The sequence below is a fragment of the Pseudomonas sp. IzPS59 genome (assembly GCF_014863505.1).
GTDB classification, from domain to species: Bacteria; Pseudomonadota; Gammaproteobacteria; order Pseudomonadales; family Pseudomonadaceae; genus Aquipseudomonas; species Aquipseudomonas kribbensis.
Map to the genome: position 1 here is coordinate 4,549,359 of NZ_CP062251.1, position 17,723 is coordinate 4,567,081.

Sequence of the window (17,723 nt, forward strand, 5' to 3'; positions counted from 1 at the left end):
GATCAGGATCCTCCCTCGGGCAACAGGCAGGTGTTGCCCTCAACCAGCTTCATCACCTGCTCGGTCAATCGCTCGAGCAAGGCACCTTCGGTTTGCTCCAGCCGGGTTGCACATCGGTTCATTTCGCTCAGGTAGTCGGCAGAGCTGAGCTCTTCAGCCTTTTCGAATAACGCCAAGGCCTCCTCGTCGTGAGGTGCACGGGCATCGTCGAACTGCTGCGCGAATCTGCTTTTCACGTACTCGCTCCAGAATGGCTGACGAACCAGAAACTTCAACCAGTCCGGAGACAGCTCGGCGGTCTGGATTTTATCGATGGCCTCTAAAAGATCCGCCCCTGTCACCTCTGCAATTGACGCGTAAAGCATGTGCGAGGGTTGCCCTGGCAGTTCGAGAGCCTCCGCCAGCCCGGAGCGATAGGCCAGAGCCACCTCCAGGGGATCCGGTGACGCGTGCGCCTCTGCATGCTCCGTTGCAATCCTGTCCAGTTCGTCGAGACGAAACAGCCCTCTTGCAAGTTTGATCAGTGATATCGCAGAAGGTTGTCGGCCCGCGGAAACGCGAGTCACACGATGAACCTGCACGGCGACTTCCAGATGACTGAAGTTCAGCGCCGCATTGTCCGTGCAGGTGATCGGGTTGGCCGCCAGATCGAAAATCTGTCGCCGCAGTTCGGCATCGGCCTGCGTTGCCTCCAGAACCGTCCAGACCCGACGCATCATGTCTTCACGCACGTGTGCGGACTCGGCAGTATTGCCCAGCTCAGCCAATAGCTGAAACAGACCTTCGGCCATGGGGTCATCCTTGATTGCGGTCCACGTGTGCAGGCGCCGTGAACCCACACTCCCCCCTGTTTCAGTCAACCAGATCGAACGCGCCAGGTTCTCGTCGAGTCGAGCGATGTCGTTTTCCAGATAGCCCATGCCAATACCCACGGTCTTGCGGTACGAGTCAAGGTGGAGTTTGCTGACATCGGATATCGGGTTGTTACGCAGATTGATCGTTTCACTGAAGTGCCTGGGCGTTCCAAAGAGCCAGTCGGGCAGATCTCGAATATCGTTGTCACGCAGATCCACCCGTTTCAGATTGAGCAGATACTGCAATCCCTTCGGTAGCTCGGTGGCACGGGTGTTGCGCAGGAAAAGGTGGTTCAGGTCGAACAGCTTGCCAACATCTACTGTCGCTCCCAGACGGTTCCCGCTCAGATCCAGACTTCGCAGTGTGCGTAATCTGGACAACTTCACCAGCGAATGCTCTGTCAGCTGGATCCGGTTGTTTCCCATGCTCAAGTGTTTGAGATTCGGCATATGCGAAATGATCTCAGGCAGCAAGGTAAGCTGATTGCTGTCCAGTGCGAGGGTCTCGACCTGCTTGAAAGCTTTCAGAAAGTAGGCCACATCGTTGTCCAGTTGCATGTTTTGCAGAGACAGATACCTGACATGGTCGAAGGTCAGTCCTACCGGCAGGATCGGCAGCTTGCCGAATCGCATGCCGTCAAGGTTCAAACCGTATACCCGGTGCCCGAACTCATCGCTCTGAAAAACCCGCCGTCTGAAGCAGTCCTCGATCTCGTCGGCCACGATTTGCCGGCAATCATGAACGTCATGCAGCAAGCCCCCCAAGGCACTCATGGCCACTTCGTCCTCGCTCCAGATGTCCAGCACATCCCGGAGCCGGCTCAGATCCTCTTGCAGCTGTCGGACCCGGATAGCTCTGGTCAGATGGTCATTGCCCGACTGATCAAGAAACTCCCTGGCCTGTACGTCCGAAAAAGATGGAAAGATCCATTTGACTTTGCGTAACAATCGACGCGAATGCGTGACTGACTCGACGGGAGAATCGGCAAGCGTACACACAGGCTCGGGGATTGTCGGTTGCAGCGGCTCACCTGCCAGGATCCGGGCACAGCCGTCACGTTCATCCAGCGCACAGTCCAGAAGCTTGAGTCGCAGACGCCAGCCATCGTCCGCCTTCGGCTCCGCAAACCCGATGGCCTTGCGCTGGCGCAACGAAAGACTTTTGAGGATCGCGTGATAGAGACTTTCCGGACCGGACGCCACATGACCAAGCGATTTCCTGTCACTGCCGAACACTTCGTAACCATTGTCAAGCCTGACCAGCGTGGATGAACTCGACGTCACGAGCGGTTTCTCGCCCAGTGTTTCCAGCAAGTCGCCGTTCAGCTTTTTCGCCCGCACTTGCAGATGAAACTCGGGATCCCATCCGCTGAGCCGGGGTAACAACCGGATCGCCAGCTTCGTGGTATCGGCACTTGCGATGTCAGCCAGGTAAAACCCGGTCAACGCCCGATCCACACGCACGTCACTCGAAGCCGCGCGTACACGTTCTGCCAGCCCCATGGGTACCCGCCCGGTACTGCGCAGGTGCATCCGTTCAACACTTGGCGTTCGCTTGAGCAACTCACGCGCATACCGCACCGGCAGGTCGGGATAAGCGTTGCGAATCTTGAGCAACTCGCCGGCGACAGCTCGATCGTATCGCCGGTAGAGGTGATCGAAGGTCGACCTGCGATCAGCCTTGACCGCGGCCCCGATCACTTTGGCCAACTGTGTGCCAGCATCGGTCGGGGCGACATTCGCACCGACCAGCGTCTCCACTTCCTGGGGGTACAAGCCGTTGATGACCGTCTGCAACAGTTCGCCCTTCTCCAGTTGTGCGTGGGTCACAATGACGCTCACGGTGTCATCATCAATTGCATCGGGAGGAAAGGTCGCGGTGATACGGCCATGCTCGTCAACGACCTTGATGTAGCGATCATTGGGCCAGTTTGCGAGACGAGGCAACGCATGCATCTGCTCCTCGGTGTAACGGGCATCGAACGCTTCGCCTGCCTCCATTGCTGTAATGAAATCACGCAATTGGCGCTCAAGCCTTAATTGCTCGAGCGCGTCGCGCAAACGGACGGGCAGTGGCAAGTTGTTCTCGAACAGACGCTGCAGCTCGCCGAAATGGGTGTCCGTCAGTTGTCGAATCATCTCAAGACGACTGTCGTCGAAAGCCGTCAGACCTGGATCGATGCGTTTTAGCAGGTAGCCACCGCTCCAGCTTTCGGCGTATTCGAATGCTTGGCGCCAGCCTCCATGTTTGTTGTGTTCAAGTACAGGCGCGTAGGCACCAGGACGAACAGGATGCTGGATACGCAGGGTGTTGCTGGCCGACTCCAGTGCCACTTCATAGAAGTGTTGATCGAGACGGACGAAAACCTTGCCGTCGACCCGGTAAAATCCCTGCACATCAGGCACAGCGGTGGTGGTCAATGGTCGTGCATATCCGCGCAGGTCCGCTTTCCATAACCGGGCGTGGCCCTGACGATCGAGTATCGTGGTGAAGGGCTGAAAAAAATCCGGGTGTTGGCGTACCGTCTTGATCACCAGGGATTTCACCCCTTTGATCCCGGCCCCCACTGCTGCCATCAGCACAATGTTCTCGGCAACACTGAGCAGATGCGAAAACGCTTCCTGACGGTCGCCACGACTCCAGTCTTCAATCCCTTCGTACACCTCGGCGAGCATCTGTCCGATAGCGACGCCCATCATCAATTGCCCCAATACCGGAACGACGAACCCCGCCACGTTGGCGATCGTCAAGCCGATTTCCAGGTATTGAATCAATCGCTTCTTGCGCGCTTCCTCATCGACATCGGCAGTCGGTACGGCGAGCGCACGGGCATCGAGTTGTAACTTGCCGACATGGCTCTTGAGCATGAAGTCGAACAGCGGATCGGTCATCTCCAGCTGTTTGACCTGCCCCAGACTGCCGGTATCGGCGAATGTCCTGAAAAAATCGACCTTGTCGACTTCGCCGATGCAGTGGGTGAAGTAACTCTTATAACTGCCCACCCCCAGTTTGAATTCCAGAAAAGCAATGAAGACCGTAAAGCTGGCGTACTCGGACAGTGGCTGATCGGGTTCTCCAGGCATGTACACCAGACACCACTGATCCGGATCCAGCTCCACCGAGCGTTCGGAGAACACCACGACGCCCCAGATGCAGCTCTCGAGCAATTCAATCCCCTGCATGATCAGCGGCCTGCCCTGATACTGCAGAGAGGGGACACTGGCGACGCCTGCGGCATCGATCAAACGTTGAACCGCCTGAAAGCCTTCCGGGGAAACGTGCTCCTTCATCAGCGCCATGTGCAAGTCCAGTTGCAACATCTGCTTTTTCATCACCGAGATATTGCGAACCATCGGCCCGGTGGCGACCCGACTGCCATTGACCTCCCTGACACCGAACACCTGCTGGAAATGCTCCTGATAGAGCCGGCCCAGATCCAGTTCCCGACAAAGTGCGGCGAACGCCGTCGGTGTCAGACCGGGAACGCCATCAGGCTGGCTGGCAATGCGCACTGCGGTGCCTGCGGGAAAATAATCGGCTTGCGCCTCGTCTTCCGTGAAATTCTGCATCGCGGCTTCCAGCAGCGTCGGCGTAGCGGGCGGAATGACCTTTTCTCCACCTCCGGGCGGCGTCACTGCCTCGCAACCGCAATAGCTTCCCGGCAACTCCAGATGGTCCTTCTCGACATCGAATACAGCCGACCAACGCGCAGTCAGAGCGCAGTTCAACTGTTCGATGCAAAAGTGCTTGAGCGATTGCAGCCGGCTCAGGTCTGTTTCGACTTGCGTCTGGGTCACGTGCAAGTCACGCGCGGTCTTGTCCAGTGCCGCCAACGTGTCGGCGCTGGCTCTGAGCAGTGCGGGGGGCAGGGTTTTCTGCAAGGTCTGGGCGGTGTCCAGATCGCCTGTGGCCTCCAGCAGAAAGCTCAGTTTCTGTTTATCCGTGAGGGTGATCGATGTGGACGACTCCGGTGTCGTGGGCATGGGCAATATTCCTTTATTGCTGTTGAGTCCCTTCACCTTATCGATCCCGAGGATGAATAAAAAACACGGAAAACTGTCCGTTAAAGCCAGCAAACCAGCAGCAATCCGTATGTTTTGAGTACTTATCTACTACCTCTGACTTCCTGCAGGATGCTAATGGCCCATCGGTCAGACCGTCACGCTTATAACCGATCGTTCTAAAACTACCACATCCACACCGGGTCAGTTTCTGGGTACCGGCCATTTCGGCGCGGTTCAGCGACACCCTCCCCAACGGAAAAACCGGTAAGGACTTTATGTGCGGATTAGCTGGCGAGTTACGTTTTGATCAACAACCTGCAGACCTTGCAGCCATCGAGCGAATCACCCATCACCTGGCGCCTCGCGGCCCGGATGCGTGGGGCTTTCATGCTCAGGGGCCGATTGCCCTGGGCCATCGGCGCCTGAAAATCATGGACCTGTCGGACGGCTCGGCGCAGCCGATGATCGACAGTCAACTGGGCCTGTCCCTGGCCTTCAATGGCGCGATCTACAACTTCCCGGAACTGCGCGCCGAACTCGAAGCGCTGGGTTATGCGTTCTATTCCGGCGGCGACACCGAAGTGCTGCTCAAGGGCTATCACGCCTGGGGCGAAGCGCTGCTGCCGAAACTCAACGGCATGTTTGCCTTCGCCATCTGGGAGCGCGATGCCCAGCGCCTGTTCATTGCCCGCGACCGCCTCGGTGTAAAGCCGCTGTACCTGTCGCGCACCGGCCAGCGCCTGCGTTTTGCCTCGGCGTTGCCGGCGTTGCTCAAGGGTGGTGACATCAACCCGATCCTCGATCCGGTGGCGCTCAACCATTACCTGAATTTCCACGCCGTGGTGCCGGCGCCGCGCACCTTGTTGGCCGGCATCGAAAAGCTGCCGCCAGCGAGCTGGATGCGCATTGAAGCGGACGGCACCACCGAGCAGAAAACCTGGTGGGCCCTACCCTACGGACCACATGACGACGAGAAAAACCTGACACTGGAAGACTGGCGCGACCGCGTACTCGACAGCACCCGCGAAGCCGTGGCGATCCGTCAACGGGCGGCAGTGGACGTCGGCGTGCTGCTGTCCGGCGGCGTCGATTCGAGCATGCTCGTCGGCCTGTTGCGCGAAGTCGGCGTGGAGAACCTGTCGACCTTTTCCATCGGTTTTCAGGATGCCGGCGGCGAGCGCGGAGACGAGTTCCAGTACTCCGACCTGATCGCCAAACACTACGGCACCCAACACCATCAACTGCGCATCGACGAAAAAGAGATCATCGAGCAACTGCCTGCCGCGTTCCGCGCCATGAGCGAGCCGATGGTCAGCCACGACTGCATCGCTTTCTATCTGCTGTCCCGCGAAGTGGCCAAACATTGCAAGGTGGTGCAGAGCGGCCAGGGTGCCGATGAACTGTTCGCCGGTTATCACTGGTATCCGCAAGTCGATGGCGCGGCCGATCCCTACGCGGCCTATCGCGAAGCGTTTTTCGACCGCAGCTACAACGACTATGCCGCCACGGTGCAGCCGAAATGGCTGACGGCCAATGACGCTGCCGGCGACTTCGTGAAGGAGCATTTCGCACAGCCCGGCGCCGATGCGGCGGTCGACAAGGCGTTGCGCCTGGACAGCACGGTGATGCTGGTGGACGACCCGGTCAAACGCGTCGACAACATGACCATGGCCTGGGGGCTGGAGGCGCGCACGCCGTTTCTCGACTATCGCCTGGTGGAATTGTCGGCCCGTGTTCCCGGCAAATTCAAACTGCCCGATGGCGGCAAGCAGGTCTTGAAAGAAGCCGCACGGCTGGTCATTCCGAGCGAGGTGATCGACCGTAAGAAAGGTTACTTCCCGGTGCCCGGCCTCAAGCATCTGCAAGGCGACACCCTGAACTGGGTGCGCGAACTGCTGCTGGATCCGAGTCAGGATCGCGGCCTGTTCAATCCCGCCATGCTCGACAAATTGCTGACAGATCCACAAGGCCAGTTGACCCCGCTGCGCGGCTCCAAGCTGTGGCAACTGGCGGCTCTGAACCTATGGCTCAGCGAACAAGGAATCTGATCGATGAAACCTCACGCCACGGCTTACAGCCAACGGCTGCTGCGCGGTCAGACACCGTCCTACGAACGTTTGCAGGCGCGTCTGGCCGAGGATGGCAACCAACCGAGTGCCGAGCCGATTGCCGTGCATTGCGGCTGGGGCCGGTTGCTGATCGGCCATACCTTTCCCGACCCGGCGAGCCTCGCCCAGGAATTGCTCAACGAGCAGCCGGGCGAGCGCGATATCGCGTTGTACGTGGCCGCGCCGCAGCAGATTCTCGGTCTGGAACCGACTCAACTGTTTCTCGACCCGTCCGACACCTTGCGCCTGTGGTTCAGCGATTACCGTCAGGCCACTCGGGTGTTTCGCGGCTTCCGCATCCGTCGCGCGCAAAGCGAAGAGGACTGGCAGTCGATCAATCAGCTGTATCAGGCACGCGGCATGCTGCCGATCGATGCCACCCTGCTCACCCCGCATCATCAGGGCGGGCCGGTGTACTGGCTGGCCGAGGACGAAGACAGCGGCGCGGTGATCGGCAGCGTCATGGGCCTCAATCATCAGAAGGCTTACAATGACCCGGAAAACGGCAGCAGCCTGTGGTGCCTGGCGGTCGATCCGCAGTGTTCGCGTCCCGGGGTCGGCGAAGTGCTGGTGCGGCATCTGATCGAACACTTCATGAGCCGCGGTTTGAGCTACCTGGATCTGTCGGTGCTGCACGATAACCGCCAGGCGAAAAACCTCTACGCCAAACTCGGTTTTCGTAACCTTTCTACCTTCGCCATCAAGCGCAAGAACGGCATCAACCAGCCGCTGTTTCTCGGTCCCGGACCAGAGGTAGATTTCAATCCCTACGCGCGGATCATCGTCGAGGAAGCCCATCGACGTGGCATCGATGTGCAAGTGGACGATGCCGATGCCGGGCTGTTCACCCTCAGCCACGGCGGGCGTCGGGTGCGTTGCCGCGAATCCCTGAGCGACCTGACGAGCGCCATCAGCATGAATCTGTGTCAGGACAAAAGCCTGACCCATAAAGTGCTGAAAAACGCCGGGTTGAATGTGCCGTCACAGCAACTGGCAGCGAATGCGGACGACAATCTGGCGTTTCTCGACGAGCACCAGCGGGTGGTGGTCAAACCGCTCGACGGTGAACAAGGCCAGGGTGTAGCGGTGGATCTGCAAAGCATCGAAGAGGTGCAGCAAGCAATCGATTCGGCGAAACAGTTCGACAGCCGCGTGCTGCTCGAAAGCTTCCACGAAGGCCTCGACCTGAGGATTCTGGTAATCGGTTTCGACGTAGTCGCAGCCGCGATCCGCCGACCGGCCGAGGTGGTCGGTGACGGTCATCACTCCATCGGCGCGCTGATCGAAGCCCAGAGCCGACGCCGGCAAGCGGCCACCGGCGGCGAAAGCAAAATCCCGCTGGATCACGAAACCCAGCGCACCCTGCACGCGGCAGGTTATGACTACAGCAGCATCCTGCCGGCCGGCGAGCATCTGTTCGTGCGGCGCACGGCTAACCTGCACACCGGCGGCACTCTGGAAGACGTGACGGCCATTCTGCATCCGACCCTGGTCGATGCCGCCGTGCGGGCGGCGCGAGCACTGGACATTCCGATGGTCGGGCTCGACCTGATGGTGCCCGCCGCCGATCAGCCTGAATACGTGTTCATCGAAGCCAACGAACGGGCGGGCCTGGCCAACCATGAGCCGCAGCCGACGGCCGAGCGATTTGTGGATCTATTGTTTCCACACAGTCAGCCGGCCGTTTGATCTCTCTTCTGCGTCATTCCCGCGTCGAACGCGGGAATGACGCCCCGCAACAGGAGTTTCCATGACCACCCAAATTCCCGAACCGGATCTGAACTACCTGCAAAAAGTCCTGCTGGAAATGCTCGCCATTCCCAGCCCCACCGGTTTCACCGACACCATCGTGCGTTACGTTGCCGAGCGTCTGGAAGAACTTGGTATTCCTTTCGAGATGACCCGTCGCGGCACCATCCGCGCCACGCTCAAGGGCAAGAAAAACAGCCCCGACCGCGCGGTGTCGGCGCACTTGGACACCATCGGCGCCGCCGTGCGCGCAGTGAAGGACAACGGGCGCCTGACTCTGGCGCCGGTCGGTTGCTGGTCGAGCCGTTTCGCCGAGGGCAGCCGCGTCAGCCTGTTCACCGACAACGGCGTGATCCGTGGCAGCGTGTTGCCGCTGATGGCGTCCGGGCACGCCTTCAACACCGCCGTGGACGAGATGCCGATCAGTTGGGATCACGTCGAACTGCGTCTGGACGCCTACTGCGCGACCCGCGCCGATTGCGACTCGCTGGGTATCTGCGTGGGTGATGTGGTGGCGTTCGATCCGCTGCCGGAATTCACCGAAAGCGGCCACATCAGCGCCCGTCACCTCGATGACAAGGCCGGTGTCGCGGCGCTGCTCGCAGCGTTGAAAGCCATCGTCGACAGCGGTCAGGAGTTGATGATCGACTGCCATCCGCTGTTCACCATCACCGAGGAAACCGGCAGCGGCGCGGCGGCGGCCTTGCCCTGGGATGTCAGCGAGTTTGTCGGGATCGACATCGCGCCGGTCGCGCCCGGCCAGCATTCCAGCGAACACGCGGTGAGCGTGGCGATGCAGGATTCCGGCGGGCCTTACGACTATCATTTGTCGCGGCATCTGCTGCGGTTGGCGGGCGAAAACGAGTTGCCGGTGCGGCGCGACCTGTTCCGCTATTACTTCAGCGACGCCCATTCGGCGGTCACCGCCGGCCACGACATCCGCACCGCCCTGCTCGCCTTCGGCTGCGATGCGACCCACGGCTATGAACGCACGCACATCGACAGTCTGGCTGCGCTCAGTCGTCTGTTGGGAGCGTACATCCTGAGTCCGCCGGTGTTCGCCAGTGATGCGCAACCGGCCAACGCGTCACTGGATCGCTTCAGTCACCAGATCGAACACGAGACACAAATGGAAAGCGACACCCGGGTGCCGTCGGTGGACAGTCTGGTGGGGCAACGCGCGGACAGTTGAGTCTGGCCCTCGGCGATCATTCGCCGTAGCATCCCGACATTGATTTAGCCGAGGTGCCCATGCTGATTCCCTACGACGCGCTCGAAGTCGACACCCTGACCCGCCTGATCGAGGATTTCGTCACCCGCGACGGCACCGACAACGGTGACGACACCCCGCTGGAAACCCGCGTGTTGCGGGTTCGTCAGGCCCTGATCAAGGGGCAGGCGCTGATCGTCTTCGATCCGGAAAGCGAGCAATGCCAGTTGATGCTCAAGCACGACGTGCCCAAGCACCTGTTCGACTGAAACGGTCAGCGGCCCTTGCTGTTGGCCTGCTTGTGCTGGATCCGCTCGTAGACTTCGGCGCGGTGCACGTTGACCTGCTTTGGCGCCTCGACGCCGAACCGCACGCTGGAACCGTTGACCGCCAGAACGCGCAAAGTGATGTTGTCGCCGATGGAAATCAGTTCACCGACAACACGGCTGAGTACAAGCATGGGGGGGTGTCCTTCAAGGTTTTCGAGCCTTGAAGATGCGCGGCTTTCGAGCGCCCTACAATGCGCTGCGGGCAAATCAGTCAAACCCTACACGCCCAGGCGCTTTAGCCTTCAGACGCTTCCTTCAACTCTGTGTTTCAGGTCGCCGAAAACCGTGGCCCGAACAGAATCACGCTGGCACCGATCACGCACAAGGCGACACCGATCCAGTCCGACCCCAGCGGCCGGATGCGCTCGACCACGGCCAGCCAGCCAATCGAGGCAATGATGTAGATGCCACCGTAAGCGGCGTAGGCGCGACCGGCGTAGGTCGCTTCAACACGCGTCAACAGCAGCGCAAACAGGGTCAGGCTGAGCAGCGCCGGGATCACCCACAAGGCACTTTTGCCCTGGCGCAACCACATCCAGAAAGCGAAACAACCGGCGATTTCAAAGAGCGCGGCAAGGAAAAACCACAAGTAGTTGAGCATGCAGATGACTCGTCAGGGTGACTGTGGCGGTCACCCTAACGACGGGGCTCTGGCGGTGCAAGTTCAGCCGTTGTTCTGCCTGGCCTTGGCGCGCATCTTTTCGGCCATCGCGGTCATTTCGTTGTACAGCAACTGCGGGTTCTTCTGCTTGATCGCCCAGGCCATGCGGCCCTGTTCGTGGGGCAGGATCATGAACTCGCCGGCAGCGACCTGCTTGTAGATGTAGTCGGCGATATCGGCGGCAGTGATCGGCGAACTTTCCAGCAATTTGCCGACCTGGGCTTTCATGGCCGGCGTCGGGCCACGGAACGAGTCCAGCAGATTGGTCTGGAAGAACGACGGGCAAACCACATGGACACCGACTTCCTGTTGGGCCAGTTCGATCAACAGGCTCTCGGACAACGCCACCACACCGGCCTTGGCCACGTTGTAGTTGCTCATCGCCGGACCTTGCATCAGTGCCGCCATCGAAGCGATGTTGATGATCTTGCCCTTGCTCTGTTCCAGCAGCGGCAGGAAGGCCTTGCAGCCCTTGACCACACCCATCAGGTTGATCGCGATCTGCCAGTCCCAGTCTTCCAGCGACAGTTCGCTGAAGAATCCGCCCGAGGCCACACCCGCGTTGTTGACGATGATGTCGATGCCACCGAACTTCACTTCGCAGGCCTGGGCGAACGCGGTGAGCTGGCTGTAATCGCGCACGTCGCAGCGCTGGATGAAACCATCGCCACCGGCCTCGCGAACCAGTTTGAGGGTTTCCTGCAGGCCCGGCTCGCTGACGTCCGACAAGGCCAGTTGCCAGCCTTCACGCGCCCAGCGCAGCGCGATTTCGCGACCCAGGCCGGAGCCCGCGCCAGTGATCATCATGCGATTTTGCATAACAGACAGCCTTGTTGTTCCGGGGAAGATGCGCGGAGTGTAGCGAAGGATCCGAAGCGACCCACGCTCCATCAGATTGCTGAATGGCAAGAGCAAACCGTGGCATCGAACGAAATAAGACCGTGAACCAAATACGTTAAAAAAACATTGAATTTTCTTTCACGCACGCCAGTCGGAATTTGTAAGCCGTCTGGATTTAGTTCAACTTCCAGCCGCCCTTGAACAACGAGACTCCTCAGACACTATCAACAAGGAAATCGACATGGGCACAATTCTTATCATTATCCTGATCCTGTTGCTGATCGGTGGTCTGCCGGTCTTCCCGCACTCCAGAAGTTGGGGTTACGGTCCTTCGGGCATTATCGGCGTAGTGCTGGTTGTACTGTTGGTGCTGCTGTTGCTCGGCCGCATATGACGTTTTGACCGACAAAAAAAAGAGGCCCTGAAAAGGGCCTCTTTTTTATTGCGCGGAATGATCAGTCCGGCTTGCCGTTAATCACACCGGCGGTGTTGTCGAGCAGGCTCTTGGTAGCCGTCTGCAAGAACGCTTCGAGCTTGAGTTTCAACTCGGCGGTGCGTGGTGCATCCGGAATGATTTCAGCCGAAGGATTCGCGCCCAGTTGGTACTGGTAGATCTTCGGCGCCATTTCCTTCTCTTTCGGCAGCACCAGGATCTGGTCAGCGGTCACGATGGCAGTGGTCTGCTCGCTGCCCGACGGCTTGATCACACCGAAACCGGTGTCGCCTGCCGGCAGGTTGAGCAGGTCACGACCCCAGCACTGATGACGCACTTCGCCACCCAGGCGACCCATGATGGTCGGCACGATGTCGATCTGCGTACCCACGGTGTGGTCACGAGTACCGAATTTTTCCTGGATGCCCGGTGCGATCATCAGCATCGGCACGTTGAAGCGGCCCAGGTCCATTTCGGTAATCTGACGCTCGTTGCCAAAGCCATGGTCGCCGACGATGACAAACAGGGTTTCCTTGAAGTAAGGCTCCTTGCGGGCCTTCTCGAAGAACTGGCCCAGTGCCCAGTCTGCATAACGCATGGCGGTCAAGTGCTCGTTGAGCGTGCCACGGTCGGTCACGCGTTCGACCGGCAATGGCGTCGGCAAGGCGTACGGCGTGTGGTTGGACAGGGTTTGCAGCAGCGCGTAGAACGGCTTGCCGTTTTCCCGTGCCTTCAGTTCCACCAGACCGCGGTCGAACATGTCCTGGTCGGACACGCCCCAGGTCGGGTCGGAGAACACCGGGTTGACGAAGTCATTGCGGCCAACGAAGTTGGTCATGCCCTGGTTGCTGAAGAAACCGGACTGGTTGTCCCAGGCGAAGTCACCGTTGTAGACGTAGACGTCGTCATACTTGCGGGCGCTGAGCAGTTGCGGCAGGCCGGACAGTTTGTGGCTGCCTTCCGGGGTCTGCATCAGGTATTCGAAACCCGGCAGGTTCGGGAAGCACGCCATGGTGGCGAACATGCCCTGGTGGGTGTGGGTACCGTTGGAGAAGAAGCGGTCGAACAGCAGGCCTTCCTTCGACAGTTTGTCGAGGTACGGCGTGATGTTGCCCGGCGCGCCCAGGGCGCCCACCGAGTGACCGGCCATGCTTTCCATCAGGATCACGACGACGTTCTTGATCGGCAGGGTCTTGTCGGCTGGCGGCGTGTAGTCACGACGCACGGCGGCGATGTCGGCATCCACCAGTTTGTCGTCCGGCATCACCAGCATGTCGCGCACGACCTTCTGCGCCTGATCCTGCGGCAGCGTGGCTTTCCAGATGTTGTTGCGGTCTTCGCCCATGCGGTCCTTGGCTGCCGCGATCAGCGACAGGGTGCCATTGAGGCCGAGCTGGTTGGCGAAGTTCGATTCGGTGGTGTACACGTCACCCCAACGCAGCGGCGGGCCCTGACGCAGGGTACCGCGCACGGCGACCACACAGATCAGCAGGCACACCATGAACACGGCCAGACGCGCATACCATGGCGCCACCTGACGGGTGCCGACGTTGCCGCCGCTGAACGGGCCACGCGGGCGGGTCAGACGGTCGGCGCCCTTGAACGCCAGCGTCAGGATCACCGTGCCCACGGCCCAGGCCAGCAGGTAGCGCACCACCGGGAAACCGTACCAGAGCATGCTCATCACGGTTTTCGGGTCTTCCTTCACGTACTGGAACACCAGGCCGTTGAGGCGCTGGTGGAACTCGCGGTAGAAGTCCATCTCCATCAGGCCGAGGAACAGCGCGATACTGGAGGTCACGGTCAGCCACAGGCGGAAGAACCCACGCGCGGCCATGGCCCGGGCACTGAACAGCGCCAGGACCATCGGAACGCAGAGGTAGACCACCAGGCGCAGGTCGAAACGCAGGCCGTTGGCGAAAGCTTCGAGGAAAGTCGAGGCCGGGGTGTCGAGGATCATCTCGCGGTTGTAGACCAGCAGCGCGAGGCGCAGCACGGAAAACATCACCATCATGACCAGCGCGCACAGGAGCGTGTAGGCCAGATGCGATTTGACGGTCGGTTGCAGCAGGCGACTGGAAGATCGCTGCTGATTCAGGGCGTCCGGGTTTGCCATGTCGTTTTAGGACCCATTGGAAGTTGAAGTTGCAAAAATACAGCTGCGCCCTGCCCTCTGTTGGCCATTCCAGGCCCCGGGGCTTGCGCGGTGCGCAAATGTTGCACGATCACCGGCGGCATTGCCATTGATTACTGCCCCGCTGCCGGACTCTTTCATTAAAGGCACGGCATACCCGGACAGATTCAAATTGCGCGGGCGAATTGTCTTGAAGCGTTTGTGAAAATTTCGTGCAACGCATATCCGGAAACACAATATCGCTACAAAACAAAACGCCCCGAGTTCATCGGGGCGTTTGCAGAGCTCGCGATACTTACTTCTCGGCGCGTTCTTTCAGGGCTTTCAGGGTATTGAACGGTGCGTCGACCACGAACTTGTTGGCAATCATCGACGGCACGCTGCCACCCGGCTCGGTGTGGACCTGATAGGTCACTTCGACCTGATCGCCTTTTGGCACGAATTTCCAGAAGCCTTTGACCTGAGCGACACGCACGAAGCCTTTTTCTTCCGGCAGGTATTTCGGCACGCCTTCCAGATTGCGGGTCAGGCTGCCATCGGCGCCTTCAACGGTGGTGACGTGCAGGATCGAGTCGCGCGGGGTTACCGGCCATGGCGTGTTGAACTGGGTGTAGGTCCAGCTCTGGTCGCCTTCGTGCTTGAGCAGTTTCTGGGTCTTGCACTCGTGAATCCAGGCACAGGCACCGGAAACGTCTTCCTGCAGTGCGCGCAGTTTGGCGACGGTCGTCTTCATCAAGGTCACGCCCTGATACGACTTGTAGTCCGAACCCGGCACTTCGCTCAGGGAAACCTTGATGCCGTCTTCGTTCTTGGCCACTTTCCAGTCTTCAGCCTGGGCGGCCGAAGTGGCCAGCACGGCAGTCAAACCACACAACACAGCGATACGATGCAGCGAACCCATAGTCTTATTCCTTATTGTTGAAGTTCCGTACGTTTGACACATCACGCCGCCGTCATCTGCTCCCACCAGCCGAGCAGTCTGATCGCCTCTTCCTGACTGCTTCCGCAGACTTCGATATCGGCGCTGAACCCTGAACAGACGGCCGGGCGTTCCGGTCGGCCGAAAATGCTGCACAGGTTTTCGACCGAGAGCTGAACGCAACGTTCGCCGGCAGGTTTGCCATCGGGCATGCCCGGAATCGGCGAGCTGATGGAGGGGGCAATGCAACAGGCGCCACAGCCTTCACGGCATTTCATGACGACGAGTTCCTCGCGACGGGCAATGTGTTAAAGGGACGCGGAACAGGGTAACCGCTAAAACGGCTGTTTTAAATTCCCTGGACCGGGGTTTTTACGCAGAAACGAAAGTGACTGACCAGTCTCCGACAAAGCGTCTGGTCTGCGGGTCACGGATCGATTGAATTTACTGCTTGAATTCGAAATCCAGCGCCGCGCCTTCGACTTCACGGCGTTCTTCGTTACGCAGCTGCAACTGCATTTCGTTGCTCAGCAGGCGACCGTTGAGCTGGAAGCCACTGTCCTTCTCGCCGAACATCTGCGGCAGGATCGCTTCGCGCTTGGGCAGCGGAACGCTTCCAACCGGTTTCAACTGCTGAACCATGTCTCTGGGCAGACTCAAGTCGAGTTTGGCCGGGGGTAGCGGCGTCTTCGCCACTTCACGGGCGGATTTCGACTTTGAAGCGATCGGCGCACGTTTCTTTGCCGGGGCGGCTTTCTTCTGCTGCTTGTCCTTTGCAGGTGCGGCTTTCTTGCTGGCCACCGGTTTTTTCACGGTGGAGGCTGCTGTCGGTTTTTCCGAAACGGCAGCGGCCATGACAGCTGGCGCGTGACCGATCATCAATAGACCAAGCAAAACCCAGGCAGCAGGAAGAATCGCTTTCATGGAACCTACAACGCTAACGGCAGAGGGCCATATGCTCGCCTGTTGAACGCCGCATGACAAGCGCGCGACACAGTCTGTTCAGAAACCGCCGGCCGTTTCCTGACACAGTTGAGTCGCCAGCAAACCCAAAGTCATCAACGCCCGTTCCGCCTCGCGATTCCACGGCGTCCCGCAATTCAGGCGGATACAGTGGTTGAACTGCTCGGTATTACTGAAGATCAACCCGGGCGCGATACTGATGCCCTGTTGCAAAGCGCGGACATGCAATTCCTGGGTATTGACCCGCCCCGGCAGGCTCACCCACAGGATGAAACCGCCCGTAGGCCGGGTCATTTGCGTGCCTTCAGGGAAGTACTGCTGCACCGCCAGCTGGAACGCGCTGAGGTTTTTTCGGTATTCCTGGCGGATGTACCGTAAATGCCGGTCATAACCGCCATTTTCCAGATAAGCGGCGATCGCCATTTGCGTCACACTGCAAGCCGAATGCGTGGTGAAGGTCTGCAGACGCTGGATTTCCTGCTGATACTTGCCGGCAATCATCCAGCCCACGCGCACACCCGGCGACAGGGTCTTGGAGAAACTCGAACAGTAAATCACCCGATCCAGCCGGTCGTAGGCCTTGAGGGCCTTGGTGCGACCCTGCTCGAACATCAGTTCGCCATAGATATCGTCTTCGACGATCTGGATATCGAAATCCGATGCCAGACGCAGCAATTGTTTTTGCCGCTCTTCGGGCATGGTGCCGCCCAGCGGATTGCTCAGCCGGGTCGTCAGCACCAGGGCTTTGATCGACCACTGGTTGGCCGCCAGTTGCAGGGCTTCGAGGCTCATGCCGGTGGCCGGGTCGCTGGGGATTTCGATGACTTTCAGACCCAGCAGGTCGGCCAGTTGCAGCAGTCCGTAATAGGTCGGTGATTCGGCGGCGATCAGATCGCCCGGACGGGTCAGCACCCGCAGCGACATCTGCAAGGCATCGACACAACCATGGGTGATCACCACTTCCGAAGGATCGACCACCACACCGGCGTCGCGCATGCGGATCGCCACTTGTCGGCGCAACGGTTCGAAGCCCGGACTGAACATGTAGCTGAAAGCGCGGGGACTATGGAATCGGGTGACCTTGGCCAATTGCTGATGCAGCGCGCGCACCGGCAAATAGTCGACGCTTGGCACCGCCGCGCCCAGCGGGAACACGCCTTCGCGGCGCGACTCGACCAATACTTGCTGAATGATGCTGGCGCGGGTGACCAGGCCAGGTCGTTCGACCCGGGCAATGTCCGGGGTCGGAGCGGTCAGGGCCGGCGTCTGGTGTACGTAGTAACCGGATTGCGGCCGTGCGCGGATCAGCCCCTGATCCTCGAGGTTGGCGTAAGCCTGCAACACCGTGGCATGGCTGACGTTGAGCTGCGAACTCATCTTGCGCACCGAAGGCACGCGCTCGCCCGGTTGATAGACGCCACGGCGGATGTCTTCGGCCAGTTGTTGAGCAATACGTTGGTAGAGCAAGAGATTGGTCATGACGCAGCACTCGATATCACGGGCGTTTTATTTTTGTGT

14 protein-coding genes are annotated in these 17,723 nt (G+C 59.6%); 5 read left to right on the forward strand and 9 right to left on the reverse strand.

Annotation, left to right across the window (positions count from 1 at the left end; all coding sequences use genetic code 11):
* Positions 1-2 precede the first annotated feature (2 nt).
* Positions 3-4,838: an NEL-type E3 ubiquitin ligase domain-containing protein gene (locus IF189_RS20325; protein WP_192552170.1), complete on the reverse strand. Its 4,836-nt coding sequence runs from the start codon at positions 4,836-4,838 to the stop codon at positions 3-5.
* Between the two features lie 296 nt (positions 4,839-5,134).
* Here IF189_RS20325 and IF189_RS20330 point away from each other — a divergent pair, with 296 nt between their 5' ends.
* The 4 genes from IF189_RS20330 to IF189_RS20345 all read left to right on the forward strand — a co-directional run bounded on the left by IF189_RS20330 (position 5,135) and on the right by IF189_RS20345 (position 10,195).
* The gene (locus IF189_RS20330) at positions 5,135-6,907 is read left to right on the forward strand and encodes an N-acetylglutaminylglutamine amidotransferase (RefSeq protein WP_192552171.1); all 1,773 of its coding nucleotides are present in this window, start codon (positions 5,135-5,137) and stop codon (positions 6,905-6,907) included.
* A 3-nt stretch (positions 6,908-6,910) separates the two neighbouring features.
* A complete protein-coding gene (ngg, locus tag IF189_RS20335; protein ID WP_192552172.1) occupies positions 6,911-8,656 on the forward strand; it encodes an N-acetylglutaminylglutamine synthetase in 1,746 nt (581 codons plus the stop codon).
* A gap of 61 nt (positions 8,657-8,717) precedes the next feature.
* A complete protein-coding gene (locus IF189_RS20340) occupies positions 8,718-9,908 on the forward strand; it encodes an osmoprotectant NAGGN system M42 family peptidase (RefSeq protein ID WP_134827724.1) in 1,191 nt (396 codons plus the stop codon).
* A 59-nt stretch (positions 9,909-9,967) separates the two neighbouring features.
* Positions 9,968-10,195 (forward strand): YheU family protein, encoded by a 228-nt coding sequence (locus IF189_RS20345; protein WP_085710893.1) that lies wholly within the window; start codon positions 9,968-9,970, stop codon positions 10,193-10,195.
* Between the two features lie 5 nt (positions 10,196-10,200).
* On the opposite strand, the gene csrA is transcribed toward IF189_RS20345, so the two are convergent.
* From csrA to IF189_RS20360, 3 genes are all read right to left on the reverse strand, one after another.
* Positions 10,201-10,386, reverse strand: a complete 186-nt coding sequence (gene csrA / locus IF189_RS20350) for a carbon storage regulator CsrA (protein WP_134827725.1) — start codon at positions 10,384-10,386, stop codon at positions 10,201-10,203.
* 137 nt (positions 10,387-10,523) lie between these two features.
* On the reverse strand, positions 10,524-10,856 hold the full coding sequence (locus IF189_RS20355) for a YnfA family protein (protein WP_085710895.1): 333 nt from the start codon (positions 10,854-10,856) through the stop codon (positions 10,524-10,526).
* 63 nt (positions 10,857-10,919) lie between these two features.
* Complete coding sequence (locus IF189_RS20360) at positions 10,920-11,735, reverse strand: SDR family oxidoreductase (protein WP_134827726.1); 816 nt, start codon at positions 11,733-11,735, stop codon at positions 10,920-10,922.
* Positions 11,736-11,991: 256 nt separating this feature from the next.
* On the opposite strand from IF189_RS20360, the gene IF189_RS20365 reads away from it, so the two are divergent.
* Positions 11,992-12,150: a DUF3309 family protein gene (locus IF189_RS20365; protein ID WP_169432680.1), complete on the forward strand. Its 159-nt coding sequence runs from the start codon at positions 11,992-11,994 to the stop codon at positions 12,148-12,150.
* A 61-nt stretch (positions 12,151-12,211) separates the two neighbouring features.
* Here the strand turns inward: IF189_RS20365 and IF189_RS20370 are convergent, their stop codons facing one another.
* The 5 genes from IF189_RS20370 to IF189_RS20390 form a co-directional block, all read right to left on the reverse strand.
* Positions 12,212-14,305, reverse strand: coding sequence for an LTA synthase family protein (locus IF189_RS20370; RefSeq protein ID WP_134827727.1), 2,094 nt, complete (start codon positions 14,303-14,305; stop codon positions 12,212-12,214).
* Positions 14,306-14,618: 313 nt separating this feature from the next.
* Positions 14,619-15,224 carry an START domain-containing protein gene (locus tag IF189_RS20375; protein WP_085710898.1) on the reverse strand — a complete coding sequence of 202 codons (606 nt, stop codon included), beginning with the start codon at positions 15,222-15,224 and terminating at the stop codon, positions 14,619-14,621.
* Positions 15,225-15,265: 41 nt separating this feature from the next.
* A complete protein-coding gene (locus IF189_RS20380) occupies positions 15,266-15,520 on the reverse strand; it encodes a YkgJ family cysteine cluster protein (protein ID WP_134827728.1) in 255 nt (84 codons plus the stop codon).
* 166 nt (positions 15,521-15,686) lie between these two features.
* Positions 15,687-16,166: a translation initiation factor 2 gene (locus tag IF189_RS20385; protein ID WP_192552173.1), complete on the reverse strand. Its 480-nt coding sequence runs from the start codon at positions 16,164-16,166 to the stop codon at positions 15,687-15,689.
* A 78-nt stretch (positions 16,167-16,244) separates the two neighbouring features.
* Complete coding sequence (locus tag IF189_RS20390; protein ID WP_003226969.1) at positions 16,245-17,684, reverse strand: PLP-dependent aminotransferase family protein; 1,440 nt, start codon at positions 17,682-17,684, stop codon at positions 16,245-16,247.
* Between the last annotated feature and the right edge of the window lie 39 nt (positions 17,685-17,723).